Origin of the sequence: Brakhagea baltica, assembly GCF_052161605.1 — a bacterium.
Lineage (GTDB): Bacteria > Planctomycetota > Planctomycetia > Pirellulales > Pirellulaceae > JBKCUI01.
The window spans coordinates 4162943-4182925 of record NZ_CP197409.1; the positions used below are offsets into that span (position 1 = coordinate 4162943).

General features: G+C 51.1%; 12 protein-coding genes. 5 read left to right on the top strand and 7 right to left on the bottom strand.

What is annotated here, in order from left to right:
* Nucleotides 1–333 precede the first annotated feature (333 nt).
* Together SH449x_RS15950 and fliD are read left to right on the top strand one after the other, a co-directional pair.
* The gene (locus SH449x_RS15950; RefSeq protein WP_482377068.1) at nt 334–3153 is read left to right on the top strand and encodes a flagellin N-terminal helical domain-containing protein; all 2820 of its coding nucleotides are present in this window, start codon (nt 334–336) and stop codon (nt 3151–3153) included.
* A gap of 349 nt (nt 3154–3502) precedes the next feature.
* On the top strand, nt 3503–6223 hold the full coding sequence (gene fliD, locus SH449x_RS15955; protein WP_482377069.1) for a flagellar filament capping protein FliD: 2721 nt from the start codon (nt 3503–3505) through the stop codon (nt 6221–6223).
* Nucleotides 6224–6260: 37 nt separating this feature from the next.
* On the opposite strand, the gene SH449x_RS15960 is transcribed toward fliD, so the two are convergent.
* Nucleotides 6261–6674 (bottom strand): hypothetical protein, encoded by a 414-nt coding sequence (locus SH449x_RS15960; protein ID WP_482377070.1) that lies wholly within the window; start codon nt 6672–6674, stop codon nt 6261–6263.
* 554 nt (nt 6675–7228) lie between these two features.
* On the opposite strand from SH449x_RS15960, the gene SH449x_RS15965 reads away from it, so the two are divergent.
* Nucleotides 7229–8632 (top strand): HD-GYP domain-containing protein, encoded by a 1404-nt coding sequence (locus SH449x_RS15965; RefSeq protein ID WP_482377071.1) that lies wholly within the window; start codon nt 7229–7231, stop codon nt 8630–8632.
* A gap of 123 nt (nt 8633–8755) precedes the next feature.
* On the opposite strand, the gene SH449x_RS15970 is transcribed toward SH449x_RS15965, so the two are convergent.
* Complete coding sequence (locus SH449x_RS15970; protein ID WP_482377072.1) at nt 8756–10771, bottom strand: redoxin family protein; 2016 nt, start codon at nt 10769–10771, stop codon at nt 8756–8758.
* A gap of 144 nt (nt 10772–10915) precedes the next feature.
* On the bottom strand, nt 10916–11800 hold the full coding sequence (locus tag SH449x_RS15975) for an alpha/beta hydrolase (protein ID WP_482377073.1): 885 nt from the start codon (nt 11798–11800) through the stop codon (nt 10916–10918).
* A 389-nt stretch (nt 11801–12189) separates the two neighbouring features.
* Between SH449x_RS15975 and SH449x_RS15980 the strand changes: the two genes are divergently transcribed.
* Complete coding sequence (locus SH449x_RS15980) at nt 12190–13311, top strand: sialidase family protein (RefSeq protein ID WP_482377074.1); 1122 nt, start codon at nt 12190–12192, stop codon at nt 13309–13311.
* On the opposite strand, the gene cobA is transcribed toward SH449x_RS15980, so the two are convergent.
* Genes cobA through hpnC form a run of 4 tightly spaced genes read right to left on the bottom strand, consistent with a single transcriptional unit; the run spans nt 13271 to nt 18821 of the window.
* Entirely contained in the window at nt 13271–14818 is a 1548-nt protein-coding gene (gene cobA / locus SH449x_RS15985; RefSeq protein ID WP_482377075.1) for a uroporphyrinogen-III C-methyltransferase, read from the bottom strand. The genes SH449x_RS15980 and cobA overlap by 41 nt on opposite strands.
* 33 nt (nt 14819–14851) lie before the next feature.
* The gene (locus tag SH449x_RS15990) at nt 14852–15484 is read right to left on the bottom strand and encodes a hypothetical protein (protein ID WP_482377076.1); all 633 of its coding nucleotides are present in this window, start codon (nt 15482–15484) and stop codon (nt 14852–14854) included.
* Between the two features lie 10 nt (nt 15485–15494).
* Nucleotides 15495–17846 (bottom strand): hydroxysqualene dehydroxylase HpnE, encoded by a 2352-nt coding sequence (gene hpnE, locus SH449x_RS15995; RefSeq protein ID WP_482377077.1) that lies wholly within the window; start codon nt 17844–17846, stop codon nt 15495–15497.
* Nucleotides 17847–17867: 21 nt separating this feature from the next.
* Nucleotides 17868–18821, bottom strand: coding sequence for a squalene synthase HpnC (hpnC, locus tag SH449x_RS16000; RefSeq protein WP_482377078.1), 954 nt, complete (start codon nt 18819–18821; stop codon nt 17868–17870).
* A 100-nt stretch (nt 18822–18921) separates the two neighbouring features.
* Between hpnC and ispH the strand changes: the two genes are divergently transcribed.
* The gene (gene ispH / locus SH449x_RS16005; protein ID WP_482377079.1) at nt 18922–19863 is read left to right on the top strand and encodes a 4-hydroxy-3-methylbut-2-enyl diphosphate reductase; all 942 of its coding nucleotides are present in this window, start codon (nt 18922–18924) and stop codon (nt 19861–19863) included.
* The last annotated feature ends 120 nt before the right edge of the window (nt 19864–19983 follow it).

Below are 19983 nucleotides of genomic sequence, written 5' to 3' on the forward strand. Positions count from 1 at the left end.
CAAAGTATTAGGTTTGTGACGATCGTAGGGATTTGGCCCGACAACCTGTTCTCTTTGGTGGAATAAATTGCACCTTTTCCAAACTTCTAGAGTGACCGCGACACGATATCCGATGCTAGGTTTGCGAGTCCGTGAAATAGGTGTGGTCTGCCGCGCCTGTTCCTGCCGCTAAATGATCCCGCACGAAGGCAACCAGGGAGAGGGCGACCAGGCGATCGGATGGAATGGAGATCCGGTTTCAGTTTGATCAGCCTTTGTAGGCGAATTCATTTAGTCCCTGCTCACTCAAAACTCGTGGGCGCAACAAATAAACCAATCTGGAGATTTATATAGATGACGCGAATTAACACCAACGTCAGTTCGTTGACAGCACAAACTCGTCTTCAACGAACAAACAATGACTTGCAAACCTCTCTCACCCGTTTGAGCACCGGTCTACGGATCAATAGCGGTAAAGATGATCCGGCAGGTTTGATCGCCAGCGAATCGCTTCGCAGCGACATCACCAGTATCAACAAGGCGTTGACCAATACGCAACGCGCCTCCCAAATTATCGCTACCGCCGACTCTGCCCTGGGGCAGGTGTCGAACTTGCTTAACGATATACGTGGGTTGGTTACCGAGGCCGCTAACCGTGGTGCTTTGAGCGACAATGAGATCGAAGCGAATCAGATCCAGATCGACAGCTCTTTGGCTGCGATCAACCGAATCGCACAAACCACGACATTCCAAGGCCGAAAGCTTCTTGATGGTAGCCTTGAGTTTGTCACCCAAGCCGGAACCGGGTTCTCGACGGTTAGCGACTTGAAGATCAATCAGGCTAACCTCGGTGCAACGGGTAGTGTCGGCATCCAAGTCGAGGTATCCTCGGCTGCCAGACAAGCTGAGATTCGAAATTCGGATATCGCAGCATCCGTCGCGTCGTCCAAGGCGACGGGTTCTATCAGTTTTGGCACTGCCGGTCCTGCGACTGAGGCTGTCATCGATATCGATCTCGCCAATTCCTTTAATGTCGGTGCGGAAGCATCTCGTAACGTACAACTTGCTAATGCGTTCACACCAAATACACAAGCGAAGGCTTCCATCTCGTTGGCGGGTGGTACAATTACTTTTGATATTGAGGCTATCGCAGGTGAGGCAGCGGATGGATTGAAAGGCAATTCCACGGTTGTCAACGTTGTCCATGGAGCAGGTGCACAGGGTACAGGAGGTGCTGCGTATGATGCAAGTACCAACACACTAACCATCAACATTCGTACCGGTGATGAAACCGCTGACATCGCTGGTTATGTCAATGCATTAGATGAATTTTCGACATCGAACAGTGGTGGTGCCGGAACGGCGACCGCAGCGGATGCTGGGGTCCGAACTGGTTTGTTCACTTTGGGTTCCGATACGCTTTCTGCTGCAACGAATCTATTCAAGCTGACGGCTGTAAATGGAGGTTTGGCGGATGGGGAGATAGGTAATAATACCGTTTTGGAATTCACATCGGGTACAACCACAGGTGCAGTTTTTGATTCGACTGCCAACAGAATTACAGTTACGGTTGCCAACAATGCGACCATTTCTCAAATTGCAGCAGCGATCAATACGGATTTAGCTGGTGACTTCATCGCGTCGGACGTTCAGAACGGGACTTATCGATTCTCTGCGACGGATAATGGTGTTAACACGGCGGGCGGTCCTTTCGCAGGTGGTACGAATGTTACTGCGGCTGGTCGCATTCGCTTGGTTGCAACGGATGGAGGTCCGGCAGATGGTGCACGAGGTAATCTCACCGACGTGAAGTTTGTTACTGGCAGTGCTACTTCCGCTACCTATGATACCAAACTCAATCGTCTTATTGTTACCGTGGCAGAGAACGCTACCGTCAATGACGTTGCAACGGCGATCAACAACGATGGCACTTTCCAAGTAGTGCCCGGGCAAACTCTAAATGGTACAGCTCGCTTCGATCGAGTTGGCGATATTGGTGTGAACACGCCAACGGTAGTCACTCCGGGTAGCGAGTTCGATGGTATTATCAATATCACGTCAAATACCGCATCGGGTGATTTCAACAAGAGCGTATCGTTCGTTACATCAAATGCGCTATCGGCGGGGCAAGTCCAAGCTCGGCTCGATGGAGATGGTAATATCGAAATTGTAACTCGTGAAAACACGGCGGTTACCCTTACCGCAATCCGAGACGCCATCAATACCCTTGACAACTTTACTGCAACGCTCAATACCTCCGGAGCAACCGGAGATCAGGTTTACAATGTTGGGGCTGATAATGCTCCCACGATTGTTGACTTGACTGGTGGACAGGGTGGTGGCGGGTTGAATGAGAATGTGACGTTCCAATTGACTGGACGTCGAGGTTCTCAAGAAGTGCAACTGAACGCTGGTGCTTCGCTTGCTCAAATCGTATCTGCGGTTAACAGCTACAGCGATACAACTGGGGTAGAAGCAGTTAACGACGCGGGCACCTTGGTTCTCCGAAGCACCGATTTCGGTTCCAAATCGTTCGTTGACGTCAAGGTCCTCAACGGTTTGTCAAGTGATTTCACAACAGGCTTGTCCGCGACTCGGTCCAACGGTGCCGATATCGTAGCCACTGTCAATGGATTCGCTGCGACGGGTAACGGAAATACCATTTCTTTGACGACCTCGACGCTTGATATTTCGATGACTGTAGCGGCAGGCTCAGACACCACGGTTAACTTCAACATTACCGGCGGTGGAGCGTTGTTCCAGCTTGGCGGTGATGTCGTGAGCAGCCAGCAAGCTCGGCTTGGAATCGGATCTCTGTCCACCTCGCGGTTGGGCGGAGTTTCGGGCCGACTCTCAGAGCTCGGCAAAGGTCAAGCGAAGAGCTTGGTGAACGATATCACAGGTGCAGCTAACGTCATTGACGAAGTTATCAACCAAGTCACGAGTCTTCGAGGTCGCCTCGGTGCATTCCAAAGAACGACTTTGGAAAGTAACATGACATCGCTCACCGATACTCTGACTAACCTTAGCGAAGCACAAAGTACCATTCGAGATGCGGACTTTGCGAAGGAATCTGCCGCCTTGACACGAGCACAGATCTTGGTTCAGTCCGGTACGAGTGTTCTCGGAATTGCCAACCAAAGTTCGCAGTCGGTTCTATCGCTGCTCCGATAGATTGCAAAGATTGCGTGTTGCTCGCTAAGAGCTTTAGGCACGATATTGAAGGGCGAGTCGTTGACTCGCCCTTCCTCTTTTTCATTGGTTGAGAAGGATTAAGTGCCCGTTTATGCCGATAGAAATAAGTAGGCAGTTTGTCATCGCTCTCGGGCAGTCTCTGATGAACGAAATCTCCTTTTGGGGAGTTTTTCGACTCATTCCTGCGATGGGAGGGCATACTTTCAGGTTAGTGGTTGTGCATCATTCTGTGTCCTTATCCTCGAAGCGTAAATGGGGTTTGGAAATAGACCTTGGGTCGAGTAGGCAATTAAAGGTTTGAGATTTAGGACTTGATGGAATAACGAATATGGGACGAATTCAATCGAATATAGGTCTCACGACTGGGATTGATATCCAGTCGACCATCACGCAATTGATGTCGGTTTCTGCGCGGCCCAGACAGCTTCTAGAGAGTCGGATCCAGGGCCTCCAATCTCAGCAGCTAGCGATCAATGAATTAACGGCGCTGGTTATTGGTATGGAGCTGCAAGCAGCTCGCATCGGGATCGCTTCTAATGTCCAAAGCTCTAATGTTAGCTCGTCGAGGCCGGAAAGTCTGAGCGCTACCGTCTCTGGCACTCCAACGGTCGGCAACTATTCGGTCCAAGTCGTTCAAACTAGCCAGACAGCAACGGCCTCCAGCAGCCCGATTGCTTCTGCCACTGAAAAGTTACAAGCGGGCGATTTTGTGGTTCGCACGGGCGGATTCGTGGACGGTGCCGCTTCCCTTGATGATCTGCGTGGGGGACTCGGAGTGGCTCGCGGCATGATCCGAATCACGGATCGAAGCGGCCAGAGCAAGGAGATCGATTTGCGATTCTCTTCCACCATGGATGATGTTGTACAGGCGATCAATAGCTCTGGTCTGAGGGTAAACGCTCGTACGCAAAATGATCGTATCGTACTTTCCGACGTATCGGGTCAGACGAACTCCAATCTCGTAGTAGAAGAGGTCGGAGGGGGGGCTACCGCAGCAGACCTTGGGCTCAGTGCGGTGAATGTAGCTTCCAACACCGCTACGGGAGAAGTGCTCGCGTCCATCGGCAGTATGACTCGACTACAGTCTCTTCGGGATAATCGTGGTATCGCGTTCGGAACAGGAGCCGATTTGAACCTAACCCTCAGAGATGGAACCAGCATATCCATAGACGCCAACGAAAGCGGTGCGCCCACAACCGTCGGACAACTACTTGCCAGAGTCAATGCCGTCGACCCTGGCAAGTTCGAGCTGAGAATTTCTCAAAATGGACAAGGTTTTCAGCTGATCGATAAAACGACCGGATCAGAGACTTTGACCGCATCTGGGCGACTTGCAGAGCAGCTTGGGCTTAATCAAGAGGTTTCCGATACCGATAATATCCAGGGAAGGCGGGTTCAGAGCTCGTTACAAGGGCCCCTTCTCTCGACACTGCAAGGAGGCCAGGGCATTGGTAATCCCGGCTTAATCTCGATCACGAATCGTGCCGGGACAACAACAGAAGTGGATCTCGCTGGAAGCCAAACGTTGCGAGATGTGATAGACAGGATCAATCAGAGTGGAGGCGGAGTGACCGCAGCACTGAATCGCTCACGTACTGGGATTATCCTCCAGGACGTTACCGGGTCCACGGACGGCAATCTAGTCATCGCGAACGGCGATTCGAATGAATCAGCTACCAGGCTCGGAATCGCCCTCGACGCACCGCAAAACAGTGTCGATAGCGGCTCGCTTCGGATGCAGTATGTAAGTGAAACCACAAGTTTGAGTGCACTTAACCAAGGGCGAGGAATCCGTTTCGGTTCGTTTACATTGACCAACTCCAATGGAGAAACAAAGACGGTCACGCTGTCTGCCGAGACAACAAAGACAGTGGCTGATGTATTGGAAGCCTTGAGCGATACGACGCTGCAAATTACGGCACGCATCAATGCTGACGGCGATGGAATAGAAATCATCGATTCTGCTGGGGGAAGCGAAAGTCTTCAAATCACCGACAATGCGAATGGCAATGCCGCTCTCGACCTTGGGATCCGTTCGGCCGGAACACCCGGAGAAGAGCTAGGAACCTCCAGAATAACGGGTAGCCAGACCTTTCGCCTGTCCGTTACAGGCTCAGAAGATGTTAATGAGCTCGTCAGTAAAATTAATGATTCCAACGGTCCTGTTACCGCTTCACTCCTAACTTCGGCAACAGGTACGGTCAGATTGCTATTTACATCCCGAGCAAGTGGTCTTGCAGGACGCGTCTTCGCGGAAGGTGAATCGATTGGTCTCAACGTGAGCTCGACCGGAACTGGCAGGGATGCGATCATTTCGGTGGGTGGATCCGCGACTTCGGGAGGCACACTTATTTCCTCATCCGATAATTCCATTCAGGATGCGATTCCAGGAGTTTCCCTGGAATTAAAGGAACCGACAACGTCACCGGTTTCGATTTCCATCACGACTGGCAGCAGGTCACTAGTCCAGAATCTTCAGCTCTTTGTCGACCAGTACAACAAGGTCCGAGATAAGATCAAGAAGGATACAGACTACGATGCGAATACGAAGAGCGCAGGCATATTGATCGGCAGCTCGGAGATACTCCGCGTCGAACAAGCACTGTCTCGCTTGGTCAATCAAAGATCCTTTAGCTCCGGAAGCGTTCAATCCTTGCAGCAGCTGGGAGTTTCACTAAACGATCGGGGACAAATGGTTTTCGACGAACAAAAGTTACAGCGCGAGCTCGCTAGGAACCCGCAGGATGTCACAGATTTTTTGACAAAGGCCGAAACAGGTTTTGGCGACAGAGCCAAACGAGTTTTTGATAGTTTGGCTGGAGTTAACGGAAGTACCCTATTGACCCGTTCGAATTCGCTTCAAAGGCAAATTGAACTCAAAAGTGCACGGATTGAAGCAATCGACCTTCGACTGGAGCGTGAGAAAGAACGGCTCGAGAAGATGTTCTTTAATCTGGAGCTGAACATCTCTCGCATTCGTAACAACGGGAGTGGCCTCAATCAGATTCAGAATCTATTTAGCGATTTCAACAGCCAAGGTGGACGCTAGACTCCCTTCAAATCTATCCTAGAATGGTTCTAGCCATCTAGGTGCGACGCAAAGTCCCTGCTTCCTTCAGATCTCGAGCGGCCAAGTTTTCTACACCCAGCAGGCTCCATCCGCTCAGTGAGAGCATGAAAAGTCCGACCGCGACGGGAAGCATGTGTGTGTGGTAGTTCTGCCAAAATTTTGTTTTTGCTTTAACAGCCATGTTACTTGTTGAGCAGATGTTGCAATCTGCCTCGCAGCATACGAATCCTGGGTTTGGCTCCTCAGGCTTCTTGGCCCCAACGTGAGTCGGTGCAGTTTTTTCCTCAGCTTCCACCGCGTGCGCGGTTTCGAGCATTCGAGGAGCCCCCCCACACCAGGATGACAGGATCGCTGAGCCGCCAACGGCACTGAATAGAATTGCTACCAGCAAAAGGTAGGGATTCGACAGCAAATGGAGTATCTTCATCATGGTCGCTCGTCAATGGATGCCAGCTTGTAACTGCTTACCTGCCGCTCAGTTGCATCCGACGTGCCTAGCGTTCATCGTTTCGATTTTCGAAAAGCCAATTAACGCAGATTCATCCCACGAAATCCAACGGTTTTTCAATAATTGCGAACTTTGTACTCTCCTCAGATTTCGATGGACTTTCCAGTGTGTTGCAAAAACACAACATCGCATGTGGCCAGCCAGCCACATGTCTGGGTAGCAATGATGCCATCATTCAACCTATAAAGAACTTGCTCACAGTACGCTTAAAGGTCAGAACTGTAATGATCCCTAATAGTGCACCCTGTATGGGAATGGCGACGACGGAATTGCTAAAGTATTTTTTGTAAGCAAAGAATTCGACGTACGATCCTTGTAGCGTGCCCCAAAGCGGTCGTGATGATGCTTGTTCCTGCCAGTTCTAGGAAATTATGTCTACGGATCTATGCATTGACAAAAAGTGCAACGATCTGACTCATTTATTGGGGTCGGAGTGCTCACTTTTTTGTTCGGCACTACCGCAAACGGAGAGTTTTTTGGTATCCAAGTACCAGGAGCAGTCTCACGTGGCCATCGCCGCAGCCACAGAGGCATCTAGGAATGGCTGTCCCGCTGTACATGAAGCCGGTGCAGATTGCTTTTTTGCCATTCCTCTAGGAGATCAAACCCCCTTGCCATGGTTTGGGATCGGCAAACTTACTGCAATTTCTCTGCCAACCGCGAGAACGCTGGTATCTGTGGCGTGCGAGGCTGTTCAAAGAGCATCCGTTAATCACGGATATGAAAGAGCTCTCGAAAGCGCTGAACGAGAATTGAAGCATGCTCATGCGATGAGTATCTTTCTTAGGAACTTAAATAGCAAACACACGAAAAGGATCACTCACGAGTGTTATAGTGCTCGACAAGCCGTCGATGCAGCTTGCCGGTTTTTACACGCCGAGGTAGTCGCAGCTTACGTAGAATCGGATACGGATCGACAAAAACATCCCTTGCAATCCATCGTTAGCACGGGAAGTGAAATAACGATTGATGATATTTCGTATCTGCTGAAAAAGTATGGCACCCCCAACATTGGAGATGCGCTTCATGTTCAGAATCTGCGAATCCGAATAAACAAAACGAGAATTAGGTCTCTCGATATCATACCGATCTCAGAAAGTGAGGTCCTGGGGTATATGGTCGCCGTGAATGCCCAATTCCGTTCCGATTTCTTGCACGCTAGGACTGAGATTCTGCAGGACGTTAGCGATTTTTTGATAGTGGAGGGACATACCAACGCAGCGATGCACGAGAGTGAGCAACTTGCTTTAGGTATCCTTCATTCGATGTCGATTGCAATTGAAGCTCGAGATCCGTATACCCACGGTCACAGTGAGCGGGTGGCTCAATTTGGTTTGGAAATTTCAAGACGTATGGGATTACCGGAATCCGCTTGTAAAGAGATTTTCATAGCAGGTACGTTACACGACATTGGCAAGATCGGAGTGCCAGACGCCGTGCTCCTAAAACCGGACCGACTGTCACTGGAAGAGTTTGCCGTGATCAAACAGCATCCCGAGATTGGGTACAAGATTGTGGATGGGATTGGCAGTCTCAAATTCGCTTTGCCAGGAATCCTGTACCATCACGAACGCTATGACGGAGAAGGTTATCCACACAAGCTAAAAGGGGACGAAATACCCCTCATGGCGAGGATTCTGGCTGTCGCTGACGCATTCGATGCCATGACTCGCAATCGAGTCTACCGCTCAGCAATGACATCCGCCAATGCAATTCGAATCCTGTCCGAAGGACGAAATACGCAATGGGACGCTCGTGCAGTCGATGCGTGTTTGCAATGGATTCAATCAGTGGAGAAACATGCCGTTCTGGAAACAATCGAGGATTATTCCTTCGGTGAAACAGTTCCAGCGATCAACTCACCCTTCTCAAGAGTCTAACAATCAGCGACGGACCTAAGAGGGATGGAATGCCCCCGGATCCACCAAGGCTTAGCACCTTGTTGGATTCTTCCATCCCTTGTTTCTCTAGAACTGGCGTCGCTTCTCTAGAACCGGCGTCTTTTACAACGTCGGTGGCAACTCACTGAGTTCTAGCACACCATCCTTGTTCTGGTCGAGACGATCAAACACTCGCCTGAGATTCGGTGGTACCTGATCTCTCAAAACCCGGCCATCGCCATCGAGGTCGAGCAGATTAAAGATTTCTCTGGCTGATGGCTGCCCACTTCGCTGTTTAGTTAGTGTCGCTGCTTTGCCTGTGTCAGGATCAATCGGAACTGCGATATGGAAGTAACCGATCATCATCTCTTGATAGGTTTGATCGCCCCACGTCACAGTTGCATTGGGATCCGGGTTATTGAGATTCTTCTCCGAGTTATCGAATGCGGCTTCACAGAAAATACGGCTTCCCGCAGGCATCAGCCTCGGTTCTGCCAGTCGATACTCAGTTTGCCAATTGAAATCGTAGTTCGGAATATCTAGCAAAATTTCGCGATCACCCGACGGCAACACTGCTGTATATCGAAACGACTTGCCACGTAAATGCATATGAGGGCTCATCGAGAGCAGTAAACTCTCAGGCAATGCCTCTGGTAGCATTGCGGATGTTCGATAGTTGTCAGCTCTCGGGGGAATGCGAAACGCGGTTTGTACCGCACTGGTTGTCTGGACCTCATGGGTGATGGTCGCAGGATCTGCATACCAAAAGCCTATCTTGCTCAAGTCCAATTGCTCGGTCCCAATGGGTGTGTAGTGCAGTTGAAACACCAACTGACTCCCTGCCGGTATCCGTTTTGCCATTCCCTCTGGCATGAATTCCATGCGGGCTCCGGGCACATAGCCCGAGAGAAAGCCTCTTTCGGCCTGGATGTTTTGAGACTTGTCATCTTTGTCCCGGACGAAAACCAAAATATGGTGAACGACCGCTCTGTTGCCAGGGACGATTTCCATTCCGTTTACCCAGATGTCCTTTTCCAGTCCAAGATCTACTTGAAAGTACTGGTATCGCACGTCACCCGTAGGTGGAACTTTAAAAGGGCGCTTGGCCATTTCCACCACCAAATCAGGCTCCCTCGGTAATTGCCAACCTTGGACAACTGGCAACGGTTCAGGATCTTCGCTGGCTACTCCCCGAGCTAGCCCCTGGGACACCCATTGATTCAAAGTATCGATCTCGTCCTGGGTCATGCGACGATCGTTAGCGAAATGTCCGTACTCGGGACTAGCATGCCAAGGGGGCATGCGTCCTTCATTGACCACCTCGAGTATCATATCTGCCCATGCTGAAGCATCTTCATAATTCGAAAGATCCATCGGCCCGATTTCATCCTCGCGATGGCAGCTCACACATCGCTGCTGCAGAATACGACTCACTTGTTTTGAATAGGTAACCAATTCACCTTCAGCGATGCCCTCTCCCCCACTTCTTCGACCACGACCGATCAAACAGCCGGGAGCGGAAACGATGGGTGCACCGATCTCCTTGCCTGCCAGAATGCTCTCCAAGGCATCAATCAAATAAGTTTCATTGACCTTTTCTTTTGCATAACCGATTCCATACTGATCATCAATTCGGCCGCGATAGCGCAGGGTGCCGGACTCGTCCAAAACACAAACTTCGGGGGTCCTGGTCGCTCCCAACTCGTCGGCCCATCCTTGGTCGGGATCCTTCAAAAAGGGCATCGTCATCCCGAACTTCTTGGCATGGGCGGCCATCTCCGCCAAACTATCTTGCACGTTGGAATTGACGGCTACAAATCTCACTCCTCGGGATTCGTAAATGTTGGCTAACTCGACCAATCGCAACGAGTAAAGCTTGGCCAGGGGACACTCTGCACCCAAGAACGCAAAGACAACTCCTTTGCTCAACTGAAAGTCGGAGGTGTTCCACACCTTGCCCTGAAAGTCTGTTAAGTTCCGATGCTCTACGGAATGACCAATTCGACCTCGCGATGCCTTAGCTACCTGCGACACATAATCGTCACCAAGTACCGAACTACTGGCCAATAGTCCCCCGATTAACCCAAAAGAACATGACAGTAAGCTTGCAATTAACGTCGGTCGAATGCGAAAGTTCATACAGGAAATTCCCTTAGCCTTTGCTAGGAAGGACACTTTTGTACCGATTGCCGGTTGATGGTTATTTGAGAATAACGTCCACCGCCTACGATATCAACGTCGTTATTCGTAAGAATAGTATGAAGAATTGAAACGTTCGTGCTGTCACTCGAACGGCAAATCCAACTCCTTGAGCATGTAAAGCAACGCCTTGGTCGTGTCCGCGTCGCGGACGCCAAGCTCGGTGTTTATCCGACTATGGGTGGTCTCATGGGCGGCAAAACAAGTTGCCACCCCGCCCGCTTTTAGGAGTGCGTCGCTAAACCGCAACGCTTGGGCGGTCACATCCGGATGCCCCGAGACGTAAAGGATTAAGAAACGAGGAACGGGTTGGCCTTTAGCTAGGTGACTGACAGCGGAAAAATGACGATGTTTTCCAGGATCATTGCCGAACTTCACCCGATGCCCATAGTCGGGCAGGGGCAATCCATGCAGCTTTTGTCGGATCTCCGCCGTGTCTATCATGGCTGGGATGTCATAGGTATCTCCATCGACCGGCACGCAAAGTTTGATCGCGGAAATCGGTACGGAATGAGTTGCGAGATACCGAAAATCGGTGCAGACCAAAGCCGCCAGTTGCGCTCCAGCCGAATGCCCCATGATGAGCAATCTTTCAGGATCCCCACCATAGTTGGTAATGTTCTCGTGGACCCAACCAATGGCCTCCGCGACATCGTTGACGATCGTCTGCATCTCGACTTCTGGCAACAGTCGGTAGTTTGTCGACACGAAAACGTACCCTAATTCCCTGAAGAATTCCGGCTTTCGATGAACTTCGGACTTGTCGCCCACCTGCCACCCACCTCCGTGAATCCAAACCACCACGGGTGACTTATTCGCCTGCCTAGGCGTATAGACATCAAGCTTCTTGCGAGGATGAGCCTCCGACGAGTAAGCAATGTCACGCTTGATCTCTTGACCGCAAACTTCTAGAGCAAAGCAGAAGAGCATGCTCAGTACACAGATCCAGTAATTCACAACCAGTTTCATAATTCACAACTCAGGGAGGGAGGTAGGAGCAGGAAAGCTAGATTGTATTGGATTCGAGGTCGGTTTGGGTGTATCCTTACGAGTATCGGCACGGGCCCCCCGCAACACCTTTCGGCCTAAACCCCCAGGCAACCAACCTCGATGCCAACCGATCCGTACAAAATGAATGTGATTTCGAACAGTCTTACCCGAAGACAATGGGTCGTTATGCTCACGCTGGCATTTGCCTTTAGCCCCCCAAGCATTCGCCTCGCCCGCGAAATACTGGGATTGCCGCAAGCACCCTCCTCGTGCAATTGCGGTGTCCTGTGTCAACCAAGCCAATAATTTCCTCCCCAACTCTGGATACCGATTTTGCTAGTCCAGAACCCACCTAGTTTGGAGTCACTATGACGCTTAGAGTTACGATGGCATATTCTCACTTACTACTCTGTTCTCTCATCCTGCTTACGATCGGATTGGGCCCCTTTCAAGGATCGGCACGAGCTCAGACATTCAAGAAAGTCTCCGAGCAATTCATTTACGAAACCGCTCCGTTCCCCAGTTGCCATGCTTCGACGATCGTCGAGTGCAGCGACGGATCCATCGTCTGCGCGTGGTTTGGCGGAACAGAAGAGAAGGCGGACGATGTTGGTATATGGCTCTCTCATTTTAACGGCTCGTCCTGGAGCGAACCGGTTGAGGTTGCAAACGGTGTTCAGTTCCACTGGAACAATCACTCGTCGGACCATACATCTCTCAAACGTTATCCCACTTGGAACCCTGTCCTGTTTCAACCGAGCCAAGGCCCACTATTGCTATTCTACAAATGTGGACCGAGCCCTCAAACTTGGTGGGGCATGCTGATGGAGTCGCACGATTCCGGTAAAACCTGGAGCACACCAGTTCGGCTTCCCGAAGGAATTTTGGGCCCTATCAAAAACAAACCTGTCGAACTGCCGGATGGCACCATCCTCTGCCCAACCAGCAACGAAACCGACGATACGGACGAGTGGACCGCTCACATGGAATGGTCCCAGGACCTTGGCAAAACCTGGACTCGCACACCGCCGCTCAATGATCCGAAACAATTCGGCGCTATCCAACCCAGTATCCTATTCCTCGGCGGCGACCAACTGCTCGCTCTGGGAAGATCTCGACAAGGAAGCTTGTTTCAAATCGCCTCGGGCGATCTCGGCAAGACCTGGGGCGATATGAGTCTGATCGATTTGCCCAACCCCAACTCAGGTACCGATGCGGTCACCCTCAAAGATGGACGTCATCTACTGATCTACAATCATGTGACCAAGCAATCCGCCGAATGGGGTGGCCGCCGCTCGCCACTCAATCTGGCGATTTCTAGCGATGCGAAAACATGGGCTCCCGTACTGGAACTAGAAAACGAGCCACGGATGGAGTTCAGCTATCCAGCTATCATCCAAACCAGAGATGGTCGAATCCACATCACCTACACCTGGAAACGACTCAAGGTTAAGCATGTGATCTTGGAACCGATCGCATCCGTTCCTTAATCTCTTGAACCAATGCTATCAAGCTAATCTCTTTTGCGAAAAACACTTGCGTGCACCCGAGTTGCCGCAAGTGTTCGGCAATCGTCTCTGATAAGCAAAACCAAGTCTGCTCTTTGGCAAATTCCCCCATCAATCGTGCTGCACTAGCAGCAACGTTCTGGCTCGTGACGACAATGCCGTGAAATCGACCTCCTGCTAGCTCTGTATTCCGTTTGACTGACCAACTCTCGACAGACGCCTGAACGTAGACTTCGACAGAAGTGACTTCTGCTCCCGCCTCGGCTAAGGCTTCCATGCCGAAGAGTTTGCCAGTTGAGGTACGAACGAAAAGTACCTTCTTGCCTCGGCATTCATCCGTCAAGAGCGGAATTAATTGCTCCATCGCTCCCGTTTCCGGAGAGCAATCACTGGCTAGCCCCCAACGCCTCAGGCTCGCCGCTGTGGCATCACCCACGGTTGCAATGCGACAACCTGCGAGGGAGCGAGCATCCTGATTCCTTTCCCACAATCGCTGCATGAACTGGTCCACTCCATTCGAACTGGAGAAGACAACCCAATGAAACTCCGAAATGCGGTTTAATACCTCATCGACTAAGCCCCAAGTCTTGGGCGGTGAAATTCTAATAGAAGGATCCAACGTTACCATCGCCCCCTCCTCTCGCAACAAACCCTCTAGCTTGGACGCCGTGGGCTCGGGACTGGCGACCAAGAAACGAAGACCGTTCAGCGGACGCGAAGCGAACCAATCATTATCGTTTGGAGCGTTGACGACTTCTCCAATAATGGCGATGCTCGGCGAACGAAATTGGCGATGCTGATTCAATGTCTGTACCACAGTACCCAAAGTACACTTGATCAACTGTTGATCTGACCAAGAAACGCGTCTTACTAAAGCAACAGGAGTCGACGCGGGCTTACCATGCTCCACTAGCATTTGACTCCACACGCCCGCCGTGGTCATTCCCATGTAAATCACCAGCGTCCCCGGGAAGCTCGCTAGAGATTGCCAATCCAATGAATCTTCTGGTAGCACATCGCCATCCACCGGTTGCAATTGACCCGTCACCAACGCGACCGAAGATGCCCAATCTCGATGGGTCAGTGGGATCCCTGTGTACGCACTCACTGCTAGAGCTGCCGTGATACCAGGTACGACTTCAAACGGGATGTCTTCTGCGATAAGCCTTTCGATCTCCTCTGCTGTTCTTGCAAAAACCGTGGTGTCCCCACCCTTTAAGCGAACGACTTTCTTGCCCTGCAATGCGTGCCTGACCGTTTCGTTATCGATTTCTTTTTGCTTCCACATGCCCCCGTGACCATGCTTGCCAACACAAATCTGCTCAGCCATCGGACTTGCGTATTGTAACAGCTTAGGATTGATCAAACCGTCATAGAGTACAACATCCGCCTTGGCTAAGCATTCCACTCCACGGACAGTGATCAATCTTTCATCACCAGGTCCTGCCCCGACTAAGTAAACTTTGCCGACTCCGTTTTCTGATGCCATGTATTCGCTCAATTGAAGTCCATCGAATGTTACCTATCGCCTAATGACCAAGGAACGACGTTCGAGATAAAACTTGGCCTCGGGTAGCGTCATATGCACGTGCTTCATCTCACTTGGTTCAATCGCACCCATGGCCAAAATATGCTCCAAGTCACGGCATCTCTCTAACCCATTCCAAAAATCTGCCGACACTGTTGAGCCTTGAACATCAAGTGTAGTCAGATGCTTGAGTTGCTGTAGATGTGGCAACACAGATAAGGGAATCTCTTTGGATCGAATCACCACGATCTGAATCTTGCGCAAATCCTTAGCGGGTGGCGTGAACACACTTGTTTGCTCACATTTTGCCAGATCTTCGTCGTTTACAATCCAGACATTCTCTCGATCGCATGGCGTGCAAATCAGTTCGGAATCGGTCGCAGCACACGTAACCCTATCAGGCGTATTCTCGCGATACCAGACTAATCCAACGGCCAACGTCACAAAACAGCCCAACATCATGAATCGAGCTGTATTCAATAGGGCGAACGCAGTTTGCTCCAGTCGGTTGAGCGCGGGATTGAGAGAAGCGATGACGAACAGGATCGTCGTAATCAGAACACACCACGTAACCCACTTGAGGTGAGTTTTTGTTACTTCGATTTTTCCCATCTTCGTCGCTGCCATAGTCTATTTCCTAAGTCATTATGCCAACCGGATGGCCCAATGCCGCTAATACACTCTCCGCTGCTTTCGTCCCCGAACGCAAGGCACCTTCCATCGTCGCTGGCCAATCGGTCTTGGTCCAATCTCCCGCCACAAACAGATTCTGTGCACCGAACTGCGCCGTACGCCATCGGCACTGATCCGCCTCTGGACTGATGGAAAACACGGCTTGTGGGTCGGTCACAATTTTACCACGCAGGAACGTCGCCTTTGAGCTCTCCGGATAAGCGGTTCGCAATTCTTCAACAATTCGTTGTAAGGTCTTTTCGGGATCCTCGTTTCGCAACTCATGCGACGCACTGATTACGATTTGATAGTAAGCGTTTTTGTCTTGCCCCCCATTCGTTTCCTCTTTGCCAGGAAAAATCCATTGACAAAGCCCCTCGACAAAGATCGCATGCGGTTCATTTAGCCAATCACGATCCCACCAAGTGTGAACTCCGGAAATCGGGGACGATTGGATCTGATGGGGAGAGTGCTCGCCTGTGCATTGCTCGGGCATCAATTTGCTGACTTGATGCCAAGGAATGGCAATAACCACGGCATCGTAACCCGAATACCTTTGACCGTTCGCCACAAGTGACCATTCTCTGGAATCGGTCCTCTCTAAATGATTCACGCTTGCCATATCGTGAACCGTAACGGAATGCTGAGCGAACGTTTGACGCATGGCCGCATCGCTCAGTGCTGCGAGAGGTTTATTGGGTACCAGCAAATGAAAGGCATCTCGCGTTTTGGCAAATCCGTCAATCAATACCTTTCGCATCGCTCCTAAAGTGACTCTCGTTATCTTCTCTCCGAGGGCACTGACCAGAATGGTTTCCCAAAAACGCTCCAAGCAACGATCACTCTGCCGCTTTGACCTGAGCCAATCGATTGCAAGTTGGCTGTCGTGACGCGGATCTGGTTTCAGTCGCATCAATGACACTAGGCAACTGGCGACTCGCATACGATCCGACAGTGCCAAACCTGGCCATTGCAGCAGCAAACCGCCTAAATGGAAAGGGGCAGGCAACGGGAGCGATCGGATGACGATCTTCTTGCCGCTTCGCCCGACGAAATGTAATGAATCATGAATATCCCATGCTCTGGACTGATCGGTTTCGTCAATCCAACGCCGCAATTCCGAACAGCACTTCATCCCAACGTGCTGACAATAATCGACCCACTGATTAGCATTCTTATCGTAAAAGGAACCGACACGCCCACCCAATCGACTGCGGGCTTCAAACAAATCGACGTTCACACCATGTCGAGCCAAATGCAACGCGGCATTGCAACCAGCTAATCCGCCCCCGATAACGGCTACTCGCCGAGCCTGGGCAACTTTCTCATCAACAACCCATCGAGTGTTCTCGGTTAAGTGCGTTTCCGAATCATTCGTTTTGTAAAGCGGGGTAAAGAAATGAGTTGCCACTAACCCTAGTTTTCTGCTTCTGGGCAGTCCAACTCGCTCGCGAAACACCCGACCCGGCTGAGCGGCGATCTCTCGCAAAATGGAATGATAAGTCTTCCACATGAGGGAGAACATGCGTTGCCCTTCAAGGCTGAGATAGGATGCGATTTTTCCCCCGTATAGGAAGTGCCCTTGGGCGCGCTCAACGTTCACGCGAATTACGTCATGGTGAGGCCTTGTCTTTACGAGGTCTGAATCCAGGAGATCACGAGTCCATGTCTCTCGAGTGAATCCGAATCGAACCAGATCCTCATGCGGGATGTAACACCTGTCCCGCGCTGCATCCTCTACGACATCCCGCAGAATATTGGTGAGCTGAAAAGCAGTCCCGCATGCCTCAACATAGGGTAGAGCCTCGCTGGGAATCTCGACCGACACATCTGGCCGCCAAATCGCCAAGCATCCTAGGCCAACACTGGAAGCAACCTGACGGCAGTAGCGTCGCAAGTCCCCCAAGCTATCCACGCGAGAATCCGTATTCAAATCGAACTCGATCCCATCGATCATATCGTGCAATACCGATAGTGGAATTGCAAATTGTTGCACCGAATCGTTAAGTGCCAATCGGATCGGCTCCAGCTCTAAAATCATTGGGTGAGGCCCAGGATTGGTTAAGGTCTCCACCCAATCGTGCCAAATACGCGCCGACCAATTCCGATTCCCCGTAGTCGATTTGATCGCGTTGATCGCACCTGCGACTTTGTCATCGCCGTCGGAGGAATCATCTGCGATGCGAGCGAACGCATAGAGTGCATCCATCGCCATCCGGCGCTTGCCCGACAACAAGTGAAAGGCAATATAAAAGTTAGAGTGACTTTCTTTGGCCACACGTCGGCAATGTTTGTAGGATTGGTCTAACGCATTCATGGTTTCACTTTCAGATTGCGTTTATGGGACCAGAGAGCGTGGTGACCACCATGCCTGGGCTACTAGTCGCAACTTGGCGAACTTGGTGACTTCTATAGAGCAGTTCCAGGAATCGTAGTTGTTGCGAGCTAGCTCGTCCAGGATGCAAAGCCCGCCACGAACGAACAACTGCAAATCTCTCGCTAACCACCTTGGTACCAATCGAACCAAAGGCAGCCCATTCACCAGCATACATCGAGCTTTCGTTCCCCACTCAGCCAATGCGTTTTGGAGCTGCGGCAAGTGATCGCCGCTTAAAATAGATGCTTCGTCCAACTTATGCCGTCGCCAGTACTCCCTGGGTAGATAGATGCGATCCCTCTGCACATCGCGCCGAACGTCTTGGCAGAAGTTGGCAATTTGAAGCCCCGAGCAAATCGAGTCACTGTATCCGACGGTCTTGTCATGGTGCTCTCCAACCATGTAAAGCAGAATCCGCCCCACGGGATCGGCGCTACCGCTACAGTACTCGAGGATTTCGGCATCACTCTCGTAACGAGATTTTTGCTGGTCCAGGCAGAAAGCATCAATCAATTTCTCAAAGGGCTCGCTCGGTATTTGGAACTGCCGAATGGTGTCGCTCAGCGCCACAAACACCGGGTGCTTGCATTCCCCCTCGTAGCACCGCCCAAGTGATTCTCGCCACCACTGAAGCAGTTCCAGAGATTCCGAGCGGGAGTCGATTTCATCAGACAAATCATCCGCCCACCGACAGAACGAATAAATATTCGACAAGTGCTGGCGAAAACCGGAGGGAACCAATCGGCTGGCGACGGAAAAGTTTTCGTAGTGTTTTCGAGTGAGTTCGCGACAATATTGACGAGCCTCGTCCAAGCCCACTGCACGGTTCAACTCAGGCCCAAACTCCTTGAGATCTGTGATAACACACGCTTCCCCTTGTCGATTCCAGGATTTGGGAGTTGGCTTTGAGGACACTAACGTTTTAATCTAGCGAGTGATTGGAGCTTGGGCTGGGGATGACGACCGTATATCATACAAGTATAGCAATTCCGTCAACTTTCGCTGGTCCTGAATTATGAAGATCATATTGGCTGCCCCACGGGGATTTTGTGCTGGTGTAAATATGGCTGTTAAGAGCCTGGAACTGGCCCTCGGATACTTTGGTCCGCCGATCTACGTCTATCACGAAATCGTCCATAACCAATACGTTGTCAAAACCTTTCAATCCAAAGGCGCTGTTTTTGTAGAACAACTGACCGAAATCCCAGAGGATTCCACTGTGCTCTTCTCGGCGCATGGTGTGTCACCTGAGATCCGACGCCTAGCCAAGGAGCGTCGACTCAACGCGATCGATGCCACCTGCCCGCTCGTCACCAAAGTCCATTTGGAAGCGATCAAATTTGCCAAAGAGCATTACACGATCATCTTGATCGGCCACGAGGGACATGATGAGGTTATCGGTACGATGGGAGAAGCTCCCGAGGCGATCATCCTGGTCGAAACCATCGAAGATGTCGATCGATTGCAATTCGAGCCGACCACCAAACTTGCCTACCTCACGCAAACAACTCTCAGCGTCGATGATGCGAACAAGATTATCAACCGCTTGAAGGAGAGATTTTCTTGGATCATCGGACCGGCCAAAGAAGATATTTGTTACGCCACTCAAAATCGACAGGAAGCGGTTCGCATCCTTGGGACGCAAGCCGATGTCGTAGTCGTCTTGGGGAGCCAAAACAGCAGTAACTCACAGCGATTGCGAGAGCTCGCCGAGGAGCGTGGCAAGCGAGCGATTCTTATCGACGGGCCTTCAGAGCTAGACGCCCAGTTTTTCGAAGGAGCCGAAACAGTCCTGATCACCGCAGGTGCCAGCGCTCCCGAAGAAGTCGTTCAGAGCACTGTGGCATGGCTTCAGGAAAGGTTCGATGCCACCGTTGAGGAGATTGCCATTCAAAAGGAGGACGTGTACTTTCCTCTGCCACGGGCCCTTCGTGCGTTAGATTCCGCCTCGACATGACCCCAACCACAGATGACGACGAGGGGGAACAGAAACCACAATCTTTAGACCCCGCTGCGAATCATCCACTTTACGCCCGATCGGTATGCCTGCATTGCAAGCACCACAGAACGATCGTGT